Here is a 13,738-nt window from a genome sequence, read left to right as displayed (position 1 = left end):
TGACAAAACATTCTGACTGAGGGCGTAGTTTCGCCCTTTCTTTTTACCTTTTCTTTTTTCCCTTCTATCCATACTCGCTATTCTCACCAGCAAAGTTCCAGACGCTGATAGAAATTATTTTTATTTTTTTAAAACCTTTTCCTGAAAAATAAGTATTGAATACTAAGAATAGTCTTCTTCAGGAAAAAAAGATGAACAACTACTTAAGCAGATTAGTATATCAAGAACTATCAAGTACAATCAGAAAGCTAACCCAATCAATGCTACTAGTTAGCCTTTGCTTCTTATTTATTAATCAAAGCGTTTTGGCTTATACGAGTCACTACTCCTATCGAGATGCTTACGATGTTCACAACATCACTGATGATTTTATCGAGAGCTTGGCCGCATCGGGATATGACAACCTAGACCGCGATGAAATAGTCGCTTTTAAAATTCACGATGTCACTCCTGACTATATTCTGTCGATGAAAGCCAAAGGTTTTGACTCGTTGGAAGCTAACGAATTAATCGCATTTCGAATACACGGTGTCACCGAAGATTATATTGATCAAGTCTCAGCCCTGGGTTATGACAACCTCGGAGCAGGAAAACTAATCGCCTTTAGAGTTCACAATGTTACGCAAAACTTTATCCAGGAAGTTTCAGAGTTTGGCTTCGATAATCTGTCTGCAGGAGAGCTAATCGCATTTCGAGTCCATGGCATCAATAAAGATTATGTCAATAACCTGAAAGAACTCGGTTTTGATGACCTCGATGCAGACGAAGTCACTGCTTTCTCTGTACATAATATCGATTCGAAATTTATCAATCAATCCAGAACACTCGGTTTTGACGAGCTTGAAGCCAGCGATTTTCTTGCTATGAAAATACATCGAATTAATCGTAATTTTTTGTCGCGAATGGAACAACTAAAATTAGTTAACCTATCTCTAGCGCAAGCACTGAGGCTTAAAATTTATAATGTCGATAAAAGTTTTATCGAGCATGTCAATTCATTTAACATTTTTACCAGAGATCCCGATGAGTTAACAGCACTAAAAATACTCGACATCGATCAAGATCTCATTGAGCAAATTAAAATGCTTGATTTAAAAAATTATTCTCTGTCGAAATTTTTAAGGGAACGAACGGGACATAGACATTCGTTTCGATATGATGGAGAAATGGAGTCTGCAATCAGAAGAATGATCAAAAAAATTCACTCCATTTAATTTAAGCTAACACCTGAACTCTATCGCGCACTGATGATTAATTTAACACTTTGTTGAGATTGTTTATTCTTAATTGTTAGGCGCAACTTAACCGACCTCTCTAATTCTGCTTTAAAATACCCATCGAGCAAGGTAACATGCCGACATATTTTGCTAATTCCAGAGAATTGTCTATAAAATAGACAATTCTAACATTCGTTAAACATTATCATTCGTTAAAACATTATCATTGAGGATTAGGTAATCTATGGTTATCAAACCGAAAGTCAGAGGATTTATTTGCACAAACGCCCATCCAGCGGGCTGTGCAGCGAGTGTCAAAGAACAGATTGACTACGTGAAAAGCCAGGGAGCACTTGAAAATGCACCTAAGAATGTCCTGGTTATCGGTTGCTCTACCGGTTACGGACTGGCTTCTAGAATTACGGCTGCATTTGGCGCCGAAGCTAAAACACTGGGTGTTTGTTTTGAAAAAGAACCGACAGAGCGTAAAACAGGCACTGCCGGCTGGTATAACACTGCGGCCTTCCACCAACAGGCAGAAGCTGCTGGTTTGTATCATAAAACGTTAAACGGCGACGCATTTTCTCATGAGCTAAAAGAGCAAGTTATTGATTTAATTAAACAAGATCTGGGGGAGATTGATTTAATCGTTTACAGCCTTGCCTCTCCTCGCCGAACCGACCCTGACACAGGTGAAGCCTATATATCAAGCTTAAAGCCTGTAGGTGATGTCTATACCACAAAGACTTTCGACACAAGCAAAAAGCTCGTACACGAAATAACACTTGAGCCAGCCAATCAAGACGAGATTGATAACACCGTTAAAGTAATGGGTGGTGAAGACTGGGAACTTTGGATTAAGGCGCTAAATGAAGCTGGTGTATTGTCTCAGAATTGCCGTACTACAGCTTATACCTATATCGGCAAAGAACTAACCTGGCCAATCTATGGTCATGCCACCATCGGCAAAGCGAAGGAAGACCTGGATCGCGCTTCAACCGCACTAAACAACACCTATTCAGATATTAATCTTAAAGCCTACGTCACTTCGCTTAAAGCGGTGGTCACTCAGGCAAGTTCTGCGATCCCTGTTATGCCGCTATATATCTCGCTGATGTATCAAGTGATGAAAGATGAAGGCTGTCATGAAGGTGTTATCGAGCAAATTTATGGTCTGTTCAATACTTTGTTACTTAGCGATAACCCACCAGTTGACGAAGCCAATCGCTTGCGCATGGACGGCGTTGAAACAAACGACGATATTCAAGGAAAAATTAAAGCAATATGGCCTGAAGTAACCACTGAAAACTTCCCCGAACTCGGTGATTATGCCGGTTACAATCAGGATTTTCTTAAGTTATTCGGATTTGGATTTGATGGTGTCGACTATGATGCAGATGTTAGTCCATTAGCGGATTGGTAAAAAATCAGTTTGAGTTGTTAATCTCAAAATCAATTCAATATCCTACAATAGCCTTGATATATCGATATCAAGGCTATTTTTTTAATGGCAATTCTTAATCAGCTCCCAACGATTATCTTTAGTTCGCTGAACTCGTGCATGATGCTGAGACGAACGAGAATTAGTCGTGAACTTTTCATCTCTTTTAATTTGTTCTCGTAATCTTTGACAGTGAATTTCTTTATCTGACTTCACTGGCGCTTTTGATTTTTTTTTAGGAGACGGCGAAGATATATTAATTTTCGGAGACTTCTTTATTTTTGTTGTTTGAACCTGTTTTATCGAAACCGCTTCACTTTTATTTGAACCAGTAACAGGTTTTGATTCACTGTAATGAACTCTGCCCTCCTCATCGACCCATTTATACATTTTCTTCGGTTGAGTTTCTTCGCCTTGTTTTTCTCCGGACGGCAGGCTTGCTGAAACCAATTTACCATTTTGAGGGTTAGCCTCCCCCCTTGGCAAATAAGGAAAAAATAGAGTAATAAACAAGCAATAATAAAAAATTCTAGTCACTTTGTTTTCTCCTCTTGTTTCTTTTGTCCTACTACAACACTAGTTATTCAACTAATGTCCGACTATCATTAATTTTAGGCGACAACCAGCGCAGTAAATTGACAAAAAGGTTAGCATTATCATTATTCGGGCTGGTTATTGTCACGTAGACTTTTTCTTTCTCATCAAATGTAAATATAAAGTTTCGAAACATTCCCTGATCGGTTGCTACCACCACTTTCCCTTTTCCATATTGAAAACCAATCATTCCAGCATAATGATCAGACTGCTCAACCAACCGGTCATTCGCATCATAGTTGGCTGAACCTTTAGGAAAAGCAAGAATCACGTCATCTGGTTCTCGAAAAACTGCGGCCCCACAATGAAAATCGACTTTATTGACCGTTTCCCCCATTGCAAAAATGCCATGAGATTTTTTCAGAATTTTGTTGCCTTCACTCATTCCAAAAAAGTGGGAACACCTTTCATCCGGCGACGTAAAACTGGGAAATTCCTTAGAATAAAGATAGCCATCTCTAAATTTAACATTGAAAGCTTCTAATAAAGGGCGTGCTCCACTCCCGCCGGGAAAATGGCTTAAAGTCAAAAATAATCCGCCGCCGTTTGCGACCCAACGAACTATCGCTTCTAATTCACTACTGCTAATTGGTGACTTCCAGAAAGTTGTATTCTCAGCGACCTCAACTTCCAGGTTTGGTAATCCGTGAATAATTAAAATATCTGTATCAAGTGTGTTTTTTGTGATTGCGACATCTGTGTATCGATAAGAAAATCCATCACGCTTTGCAATATCCAACATTGCATGAGCACCATGATCTTCATTTTTCGTTTTATAAATTGTTTGATGAAACCGGTCGATCAGTATCTTGGTTCGATGCTTATGATTGAGTGGCGTAAACTGATGATTAAAATCTATATCGACGATGGCATCAGTCACCATTTTCTTGGCAACAACGGGTAATGAAAAAGTGAATATAACAATAACTAACCATCGCATTTCGTTTTCATGCCTTTGAAAAAATTAAAACAATCACCACTCTTAAACTAAATAAACTGAGTTCGTAATAAATAAACCATAGTCACTTGAATGATAAACCACTGGTAAAAATAACAGGTTAGAAAACATCACCAACCTGTTATTTAATCTACAATTACTCGACGATTTTTTCCAATATTAAGTCATCAAAGTACAATTCTGAGTTCTGTCCATTTATCCAATTTCCAGCGACATAGACCTTAACGTATTTCGTTCCCGGTCTGAAGCTGTGATGATTGTTATACCAGAGGTCATCCCCTTCTAACACCTGACTAAAGCTAGTCCACTCTTCAGGTACATATTGACCGGCAATATAAATATGAGAGCTGCTGACCTGGTGGTTTTTGATCACTGTCACACCCGGTTCAATTTCTGCCAATACGTCAGCAGGTAACGAATCATCGAAGCCAACAATCTGATTGCCTATGCTATGATAACCAACATGGACGCCGGGCGATTTAATCGGATCAATAATAAAGTCAGGGTGTTTGCTGGTGTCTCCGTCATAATAGATACCAATGCCTTTATTCAATTCCATCGCATCAGCTTGAGCCCACCCCGAAAAAGGCTGCGCAACTTGAATTGAATTCGCTGAAGCTGACGTGACTAGCCCATCATTGCCAGTACGATTAACCATAACCGAAGAAATCAGGTTATAGTCTTCATCATAGCTTTCAATGCCGAAGTAAACAAATGACGGCGCTTCGGTAACGGATTTAAAGTTTCCACTCAAGCGGTATTTCTGAGTAGTGTCTACCGGTAGTAAACCGCTGACCCACTTAGTGTAATTATCTGCCATATGATAACGATTGTTACCCTGCTCATTGACTTCAACGGCGTCAACTAGAATGTCCGCGTTCGTTTCAGCATTAAACTGATAACTGTCAAGAAATGCGTCCCAGGACATTGTAAAATCGCCAAACGCCCGGTGAGGTTCCAGGCCCCCACTAATTTTGTAGGATGAATTAAGTAAAATAGAACCTTTACGTTGATCACTGATGCTAACTTCAGCAGTTGATTTTCCATTAACAAACTCAAAGTCTTCATATGAGATGTTGTCTGTATTTTCTCCACGCAATTCGATACCAACCTCAGGATGCGCTTCCGCGCTAACGGTCATGCCGTCAGGCGTAACATCCGCAATTAAACTAGCTTTCAGTGTGCCTTCTCGTCGGTGGTTAGGCAGATGATAAGTATAATTGGTGCGACATGCTAATTTTCCACCGGATAATGGATCACCCTCAGAATAAGTTGCATCGCACTTAAACTGGAATCTTCCGCTATACTCTCCGCCAAAGTCAGAATCTATAGTCAACGCCGAATTTGCAGTTGCACCACCATCTTGTGCATTGATCGTTAAAACCTTGTCATAATTCTTTGGTAGAAAAGGAGTTTCCCAGCCTTTCCAATGATAGTTATCCGGTACCGGAGCTGGCAAATGATCATTTGCTTCAGCTTCAACGGCAGATGTGATTATATTTTGGGCGTCTGTAAAAGAGTCAGCCAAAAGCGCTGTTGGAAACAATGCCATAGACACCAGTAGACTCAATTGATTAATAGTCGGTTTCATAAAAATCCTCTAGTACAACTTCGATTTAATTCCTGTTAATTGCCAGCCTGTTCACAGCAAATAGTTAATTGCATTTACAATTTTTTTCACACGACTGACTTCCTTTACAACCCATTCATTTGTTTAAGGTTGTTTTAAAAAATTCTAAAGTTTTTTTTAAATTTAACCTATTTATTCAGCTTGTAATTTACTTCACTTTTACATAACACCTTTTGATTTCAATGAGTTAGCATTTAGTTAAACCGTTTTTTGTTTTAACTAATATTTCTTTGCTTATCAACAAAATCAGCCAGACCAGTTTTTTTTGATTTAATGATACCTTCACCAGATTAGTTCTATTATTTTCGCAACACCTAAATCAACGACAAAGCATGATCATCTGATATCTGACTCAGAATTTCACTTTAAACTAACGCTGATTTTATAGTGGAAATCGTCAGTGAATTAAAACCAAGACAAAATAAAAGGAAAAGTGATTTGATAAGGCACCTATCTATTTTATTGTTTGATGACTCTTAAACAGTAACAAAGGAAAGACACATGAAACTGAAATACTTAGCCATTTCTACATCTTTAGCAATTGCACTTGCGCAGGTTTCCGCTAAAGAAAAAAGTAACGAACATGCGACTAAACTCTCTCTGGAAACTTATTCCTATAACGCTTTGTTAGTCAACAATAAGACAGAAAGCTCGGTACGCAGCCACTTTGCTGAGTGTTTGCGACAGTATAAAGACTGCATGGCCGATCCGGGAATTGACAGTGATTTGTGTAGCCAAATGTATATTGATGATTGTCTACTCAATCCATAGTCAGAAATGGAAGCTGTCGCTTCTACTTAGTGCCTTGTTAACAGGCACTAAGTAATGTTTGTAGCTTGCTCGCTTTTACAGGAAATTTATTGTAAATCCAACTGCTTGAAGAGCGACAAGCTTTTATTACACAACCCGCGCCAGCATGCGGGTGTGCAGAGGCCCCGAAAAAGCCTGTCAAACTACCTCCTTTTATTCTGATTTGAACTTATCTTATTTTTTATCATACCTTTTAAATTCAATTAGTTACTTAATTCTAATACACGCTAAATAAGTGTCTCTCTTTCCTTAACGTACTTCGCTCTTTTAGAAATTCCATTTTTCGAGCGTAAAATTTCAGTTAAAATATTTTTTAACTAAACTTTAATGGTTTTCCATCTTGATTTCTGACACTAATCAGATTTGAATACAAGCTCATTTTTATCAACAAACTTCTAAGTCATTTTATAAAAAGTTCGTTAGATTTTAGCCCGTTAATCGTTAGACAGCCGTTTTTAAAATAGCTGTCATTAAAAAGTAAGGTTCTTTATTTGATACACATATACTTTGCAGATAAACAACTCGATACAGAAAAAGGTATTTTGTATGATCTTTCTGAGAATTCAGAAACCAAATTACCAAGAAAGACCACACTTGTCCTTTGTCATCTGCTTCAAAACTCGGGGAAAACCATTCCAAAGAAAGAGTTAATTGATACTGTCTGGAATGGCAATGAATATGTTGGAGATCAAGGGGTAAGTAACGCTTTATGGAGAATACGCAAAGCACTAGGAGAAGAATCAACAAAACCTGTCTTTTTAGAAACGATACCCAAAGTGGGTTATAAGTGGTTAGTTCCACCAGTAAGCTCGGAACCTGAGAATCCTCCTTCTCAAATAGCGGGCAGAAAAAGACTATATGCTTCTGGCGTAGTAATGACTGGCCTTTTCTTATTAGCGATAGTCGTTTGGAAGTTGATTCAGCATACAGACAACATCCCAACTCATAGTGATTTCAAAGTTCACTCAGTATCCAGTAATTACGGTATCGAGCGCTATCCGGCTGTCTCCCCCAATGGAAACCAACTGCTATTTAGTTGGCGTAAAGAAACTGGGAAGGCAAATATTTTCCTGAAGGATTTAAATTCCGAGCAAACACCCATTCAGCTAACCGATGATCTTTACCAAGATTTGAAACCAGTCTGGTCACCTGACGCTAGCCACTTTGCCTATTTACGTCAAAGTATTAGCAGCAGTGAATGTCAATTAATGCTATACAATTTACAAAATCGAGAACAAACAGAACTCGCTTCCTGCACAATAACAGAAATTGGCGAAGCCTCACTTAGTTGGTCCCCCGACGGAAAATTTATTGCGTATAATTCAAATGATAATACAATCAGTATAATCAATCCTAACCTTAACGAACCAAACTCACGAAAATCAATCCCACTTGTTGTTAATACAGGCATTTTTACTGATGTTTTTCCCACTTGGTCTATCGATAGTCAAACGGTGTTTTTTATCCGACAGAATGCCATTGATAACCCTGAAGTTTTCCAAGTTTATCTAGAAAATAAAGAAGTTCACCAGGTTACTCAAAGTCTCGCGAAGAAATTGGTTAGAGTTGATAGCTTAACCATGGCTTCCGATGGGGTGATATTGCTCAGCGGGCTCGATAGAATCGACCACAACGTATTGCTCTATCAGTTAATCGTTGAAAGCGGTAATTTCAAACCGGTTAAACAACCGAATACAAAACTTAAGGATTTAACATTTGATCCAACATACAACCGTCTGTACTATGCCAAACCCTATCACACCAGTCACCTAGGCGATATCGACTTAAATGCCCCTTCAGTTGTAACCAAAGTTTCTCCCTATCAACCAACTTTTTCAGTCGATGTTCAACCCAGTTATTGTAAGGAGACCGATACCATTATTTTCGTGTCAAACTCTTCAGGAAATCAGGAGCTTTGGCAAATTAAAAACAACCAACTGGAGCAACTCACTTATTTTGGCGAAAACAGTGTTGTTTTTTCGCCCGCCTGTTCAAAAAGCGGGCGTTACATCGCGTTTTCCGGTTATGTTCCCAAGCCTGACAGCACAAAATTCAATCGTCAATTTCACCTTTATGTTTATGATATAAAACTCAATACAACTATAGAATTAACAAAAGACGAAAACTTTGAGCCTGTATCACCAAGTTGGAACTTTGATGACTCTGAAGTAATAAGCGGCCAGCTCGATATCCAAGGGAGTGCTTCATTGTGGAGCAATGAATTTCGGCAAGATGGTGAAAACAAAAATCTAAACTTACCTTTTCTAAACACAAAGTCAGGGCCAAACGGAACCTTTTTATTTACCGCTAATGCAAATGGTGAAATCTGGAAAGTTGCCCTTAATGATTTCAGCAAAAGGCAGTTAGTTGTCGAAGATATGGATGAAGCAGACTGGGGTAACTGGGATATCGATGGCAGTTCCTTAATCTACTTAAAGCGAACGGATAACACCAATGTTATGTACGATCAAATTTTTCAACTGAACTTAAATGATGGTAAAACAAAATTGATTGCGCAGCTCCCATTCGGCACAATTCGAAATCAAAATAGTTTTGCTGTTAATAGTGAAAGACAGCGCTTGGTCGTCGCTTACTTTTCCAAGCGAGTTTCTAGCATCGAATATATTGAGTTGGAATAAAAGCTTAAAAAAATCCTTATGCCCCCTTTTCTCACAAACCTGTAATTCTAAATGTTTGCAAGAGATATTGCCATTAAGCCTCAGTAACCCTACAGAGTTGATATACCTTTGATTTTTCTTCGTTCAAAAGCTTCCTTATCGTTTCATTAAGATATTCTTCATTTTCATAAATCCATTGCTTGATTTTCTCCATATCCCCTTCATTATTAACATTAACTTCTCCAAACTTCAAGGCATTGGCAATATCAATATAACCTTCAGTTCGGATTGCTTTCTGAATTGTCACTGCGAAATCATGTTCAAGCTCATAGAAGGGTTCGACACCACTGCGCATGGTTGTCGCTATCAGATCACAAAATATATAGGCAAGAAATATTTTTCTTCCGACACCATAAAACTCCAGGCCTTCATCAAAATCTTTGCTCCGTAAAATAATGTCAATAACATCATAATAATGTTCAGAGCCATTGAGACGACTATCTACAAATCTTTTGCTGTACCTAACCATTTTACAGACTACCTTATTTGTTACTTTACAAACCTTTAAATCACCTTTAGTTAACGTGATTTATTTAATATTCAAAAGTTGGCACTTTATTATGTCAATGATTATCGCCACTTTTAGCGTACTGCAATTATCTAATAGCTCATAAACCAAAATAAAGCTCAAGTAAAGCTACGTGATTCTACATTCTCGAAAAAAAGCCTAAGCGAACTCATGCTTTGGTTTCCATCTACAGATTTATTTCGCAAACCATCACAAAAAGAAACTGGATCGACATAAGTGCTTTTCGGTTGATTCAGCTTAATGACATGGGGATACGCGACATAATGCCGACCTTCATATGTTGCCCAATAGCCGATACCGTGTTCTACCAAAATCTGCCCTAGAAAAAGCCCCATCAACCTCTCAACAGTTTCATCAGGAAACTCATTCAACCTTTCATTGGTAAATAGTCGGCTTCGATAAAAGTATTCCAGAGTGTTCAACCCTGAAACATCAAAGCTTAAACTGCCTTCGCAGGAGGTATGGCCAATGATAAATTCAAGTGACTCAAGCGATCCCTTTGCTTCATTTATCGTATGATGTAAAGTATGCTGAGAGACTTTCGCTTGAGTTATACCCAGCTTTCGCGCTTTTCTTGCCCATTTAGACATAAATGACCTTTAGTTCAATTTAAGGATGGTAAAATTAAACAACAAAATATAGCGGCTCAATGTTCCTGTTTCCCTCTTGCATCTCGCCCGTTCTGAACTCACTCATCAAAAAAAATTATCCCCAGGTCTAACAATTCTTCCCGACTCGTCTTTACTCTTTCTATTTCGTTCGTATTCAACATTACCAGCATCCAATCATCGCCCGTACAAAACGAAACAAGTGCTAATCCTTGAGCGAATATCTGCTCAGAAAACTCTGACAATAACTCGTCCATTTCATAGACTTCCCTTTCCTCAAAACTTAACTGAATTGGTTTGTCAAAATGACGACGGCTTAGTCCAGCCAAGTGATCGCGGACACTGTCAGGTTCCTCTTTCCAGTCGACAATCGCATGATAATTTTTCTTCATTAGTATATCATCAACTTTGTTCCAGTACTTCCGCTCAAGTTCATTTCTATCTCTTACTTTAAAACGAAGTTGTTTAGCTGACTTTAGAATCAACTTCTTTAACATTTTAATATCATTGGATTCGTCAAAAATCGAAATATATGCATCAATATCATTTCGAGCTTTTTCTGACAGGTGAGTCGGCGCAGGCGCTAGAACAATATCAACAACCTCGTTCAAATAGTCCTTCGCACTAGATAGCATCTGACCGTCACAAAAAACATGTTCATAACTCAACCCCGTCACCCCGAGAAACCTGCGATGAACCTCAAGCATAAAACGATCATTTTCGTAGTAATAATTTAAAGTGTAATCCGATATTTGCAGCTCAACCTTTCGCTCATCTAATAAAACTTTTGCGGTATGGATTTTTGGATTTTTAACACTAACTTGAATGGCATTGGTCGAACCTACTGGAAGCAAACTAATTTTATCAAATTTCTTTTTTGCATCTTTAATGTATACTTTTCTATTGAAAAACATACCTTTTAAATAGTTCATCATATTCCAATCTCAAATTCCTCAACCTTTATTCGTTGACTGATTATGCAGTACCACCATCGTAAATCCGAGTGAAGTTCTCAAACGCTGTCTCCCTCAAGTCTTTTTCGATCACGCTCTTCGCTATTTCAAAGTCAATCACGATACAGCACACCTCCATAGTGTCACTTCCTGTGCTTCCGCCGTCACAGTGGCCCAGGCCCGCCCACCCCAAAGTCTGGTCCATTCTTTTTTGGAGATTGTGGCGCTTTTCTAAATCTTCTAGCGTGCCCAGTCCATCCACTTTGTACTCAATAAAAAGAACAACTTCTTTTTCTGCTGGCTTAAAACCAGCTGCAACCATGTCGTTGACTTCTGATTGAATTATTTTTTCTGGTTTTCTTAAAAAAGAGCCTTTTACTGATTTCGAATTACCTTCAGTTCCAAGTTCTCCCCAGTGAACTGTATGAGATCCGTCACCGTTACTCCAAGTCTCCCAGTATTCTTTTTTGTCATCGGTTATTCGATATAACTTGAGCATTTCCTCTCCTTTTAGTTAACCGTTACTTCCCAGGCAAGATCACAGCGTCACATTGCCAGAATTTTCTTTAAACAAGTCCGAGCCGAACTCGCTCGGCCCTTAAAAAATTCTCATTCAATGCGACTGGTGGCATAAAGATAGCTTTGATCAAAGTGCTTTATAAGAGCGTCTAGTAACTTTAAATTTAACGCATTGCCAAAATATTCATGTTGACCAGCAGCCACTTTGTTTCGGTGATGTTTCAAAGCAAGCTTATCTTTTTCCAAAAATGCAATTGTTGCTTTCACATAATCATTCCATCTTAATGGTTCTATTGAAAAATCTTCTTTTTCGAGAAGAGACTGCTTAGCGCTCGCTATAGCCTTATCCGTCTCACCTGCGCTCGCGCGAAGTTGTGCAACGTGCCAGCGCATTGAATTTTTGTTTAGCTGATTGTGTTTAATATAAGCTTCAATGAGATCTGCAGCTTCCTTATAGCAACCCGCGTTGGCGAGATGACGAAAGCCATTATCCATTGTCTGGTCGAATTTTTCATAGGATAACTCCAAGTCAGTGGTCAAGTGCCTCTGGTATTCGACTTCACAATCTGAAGCTAATGCTGACAAAGGAAGTAATAGTAAGATCAGGATTTTAGTTTTACAGAATAGATTGTTCATAATTATTTCTCTGTTAATTTTAGTATAGCTTTTTCATACCGGCCTCGGAGAACCAGAGAATCGAGCATTGCTAATGTTAAAAACCAGCATAAATCTCAAACTACTGTCAACGACATCAGTAAATAGCAACACCAATGACTTTATTAATAAATTTCCATGCCAAAACTTCTTAGTTCAAATCGCCTTTGCCTAGCTCTGCTGTATTCATGACTATTCGCAATCATCACAAGGGTTGTATCTCCCAGACAAAAAGCAACAATACGCAATTCAAGCGTTGCAATTTGTAAGGAAAGTTCAAGTAGCAGCGCATCCGAATCTTTTTTCATCTGTGGGCTGGCTTTCAAACGAATATCTTTATTGTGACGCGCTCCCAAACGTTTAAGTTGACCAATCACTACATCAGGATGGTCTTGCCAGTCTATTGCCGAAAAGTAACACTCACCTTCTAAACAATCTATCACCTTATCCCAGTACATTTGCTCCAACTCTCGCTGATCATTCGCACTAAAATCTAACTGTTTAGCTGGTTGATAAATCATTCGTTGCAAATTATTTATTTGAGCTGATTCATCGAAAATCGTAATCAGCGATTCTAGACGGTTCCGATAAGTTCGCATTAATCGGGTTGGTTTTGGTGCGAACGCAATGTCGATAACCTCAGCAAGATAATCTCTTGCAAGAAAAAACGTAGCGCGATCGCACCTTACGTATTGATACTTGGAACCTTGATAGCTAGAACCGTTTAACGTCGAGTCTCTTTTGTAGACTTTCAAAACAAAGTGATTCACCCTATACAAAAATCTTAATATAAAACCAGGCACCTGCAACTCGATGGTTTCGGAACTCTGCAAAAACTTTACGCTATGAATTCCTGGATTCTTGCACTTCACCAATAACCGGTTGGAGCGTATAGCGGAAAAGGATTTAATCTTTTCATATTTCTCTTGCACGTTATCGATGTATACTCTCTTATCAAAAAGTAACTCCTTGAAATAACTTCTCAAAACTGCCCCCTGCTTCATTACACTATTCTGACCACTTAAAACTTTATTAATACACTTATCACCCCACAGCATTCGTATACTTTTGCTCCTTCGTCGCTAAAGAGCTTTCTGCCAACCTCCTTAAGAAATATTTTTCTTAGAACATCATAAAATTCTTTCTT

13 protein-coding genes are annotated in these 13,738 nt (G+C 38.6%); 4 read left to right on the top strand and 9 right to left on the bottom strand.

The window, feature by feature from the left end:
* The first annotated feature begins 191 nt into the window (after positions 1 to 191).
* Positions 192 to 1,214: a hypothetical protein gene (locus FLL46_RS18015; RefSeq protein WP_142932741.1), complete on the top strand. Its 1,023-nt coding sequence runs from the start codon at positions 192 to 194 to the stop codon at positions 1,212 to 1,214.
* A 247-nt stretch (positions 1,215 to 1,461) separates the two neighbouring features.
* Positions 1,462 to 2,640, top strand: a complete 1,179-nt coding sequence (gene fabV / locus FLL46_RS18010; RefSeq protein ID WP_142932740.1) for an enoyl-ACP reductase FabV — start codon at positions 1,462 to 1,464, stop codon at positions 2,638 to 2,640.
* A gap of 81 nt (positions 2,641 to 2,721) precedes the next feature.
* Here fabV and FLL46_RS18005 read toward each other — a convergent pair whose 3' ends face one another.
* The 3 genes from FLL46_RS18005 to FLL46_RS17995 form a co-directional block, all read right to left on the bottom strand.
* The gene (locus FLL46_RS18005) at positions 2,722 to 3,195 is read right to left on the bottom strand and encodes a DUF4124 domain-containing protein (RefSeq protein ID WP_142932739.1); all 474 of its coding nucleotides are present in this window, start codon (positions 3,193 to 3,195) and stop codon (positions 2,722 to 2,724) included.
* Between the two features lie 43 nt (positions 3,196 to 3,238).
* Positions 3,239 to 4,192, bottom strand: coding sequence for a DUF4350 domain-containing protein (locus FLL46_RS18000; protein WP_142932738.1), 954 nt, complete (start codon positions 4,190 to 4,192; stop codon positions 3,239 to 3,241).
* Positions 4,193 to 4,346: 154 nt separating this feature from the next.
* Positions 4,347 to 5,801 (bottom strand): hypothetical protein, encoded by a 1,455-nt coding sequence (locus FLL46_RS17995; protein ID WP_142932737.1) that lies wholly within the window; start codon positions 5,799 to 5,801, stop codon positions 4,347 to 4,349.
* A 540-nt stretch (positions 5,802 to 6,341) separates the two neighbouring features.
* Here FLL46_RS17995 and FLL46_RS17990 point away from each other — a divergent pair.
* Positions 6,342 to 6,611 (top strand): hypothetical protein, encoded by a 270-nt coding sequence (locus tag FLL46_RS17990; RefSeq protein WP_142932736.1) that lies wholly within the window; start codon positions 6,342 to 6,344, stop codon positions 6,609 to 6,611.
* A 530-nt stretch (positions 6,612 to 7,141) separates the two neighbouring features.
* On the top strand, positions 7,142 to 9,289 hold the full coding sequence (locus tag FLL46_RS17985) for a winged helix-turn-helix domain-containing protein (RefSeq protein WP_142932735.1): 2,148 nt from the start codon (positions 7,142 to 7,144) through the stop codon (positions 9,287 to 9,289).
* 73 nt (positions 9,290 to 9,362) lie between these two features.
* On the opposite strand, the gene FLL46_RS17980 is transcribed toward FLL46_RS17985, so the two are convergent.
* From FLL46_RS17980 to FLL46_RS17955, 6 genes are all read right to left on the bottom strand, one after another.
* Positions 9,363 to 9,797 (bottom strand): hypothetical protein, encoded by a 435-nt coding sequence (locus FLL46_RS17980; RefSeq protein ID WP_142932734.1) that lies wholly within the window; start codon positions 9,795 to 9,797, stop codon positions 9,363 to 9,365.
* A 158-nt stretch (positions 9,798 to 9,955) separates the two neighbouring features.
* A complete protein-coding gene (locus FLL46_RS17975) occupies positions 9,956 to 10,447 on the bottom strand; it encodes a hypothetical protein (RefSeq protein WP_142932733.1) in 492 nt (163 codons plus the stop codon).
* Positions 10,448 to 10,545: 98 nt separating this feature from the next.
* The gene (locus tag FLL46_RS17970; protein WP_142932732.1) at positions 10,546 to 11,400 is read right to left on the bottom strand and encodes a DUF6630 family protein; all 855 of its coding nucleotides are present in this window, start codon (positions 11,398 to 11,400) and stop codon (positions 10,546 to 10,548) included.
* 40 nt (positions 11,401 to 11,440) lie between these two features.
* The gene (locus FLL46_RS17965; protein WP_142932731.1) at positions 11,441 to 11,917 is read right to left on the bottom strand and encodes a hypothetical protein; all 477 of its coding nucleotides are present in this window, start codon (positions 11,915 to 11,917) and stop codon (positions 11,441 to 11,443) included.
* 110 nt (positions 11,918 to 12,027) lie between these two features.
* Positions 12,028 to 12,573, bottom strand: a complete 546-nt coding sequence (locus FLL46_RS17960) for a hypothetical protein (protein WP_142932730.1) — start codon at positions 12,571 to 12,573, stop codon at positions 12,028 to 12,030.
* A 143-nt stretch (positions 12,574 to 12,716) separates the two neighbouring features.
* Positions 12,717 to 13,649, bottom strand: coding sequence for a DUF6630 family protein (locus tag FLL46_RS17955; protein WP_142932729.1), 933 nt, complete (start codon positions 13,647 to 13,649; stop codon positions 12,717 to 12,719).
* Positions 13,650 to 13,738: the final 89 nt, after the last annotated feature.

Source organism: Aliikangiella coralliicola, from assembly GCF_007004725.1.
Lineage (GTDB): Bacteria > Pseudomonadota > Gammaproteobacteria > Enterobacterales > Kangiellaceae > Aliikangiella > Aliikangiella coralliicola.
This window is presented reverse-complemented; position numbering and strand designations above follow the sequence as displayed.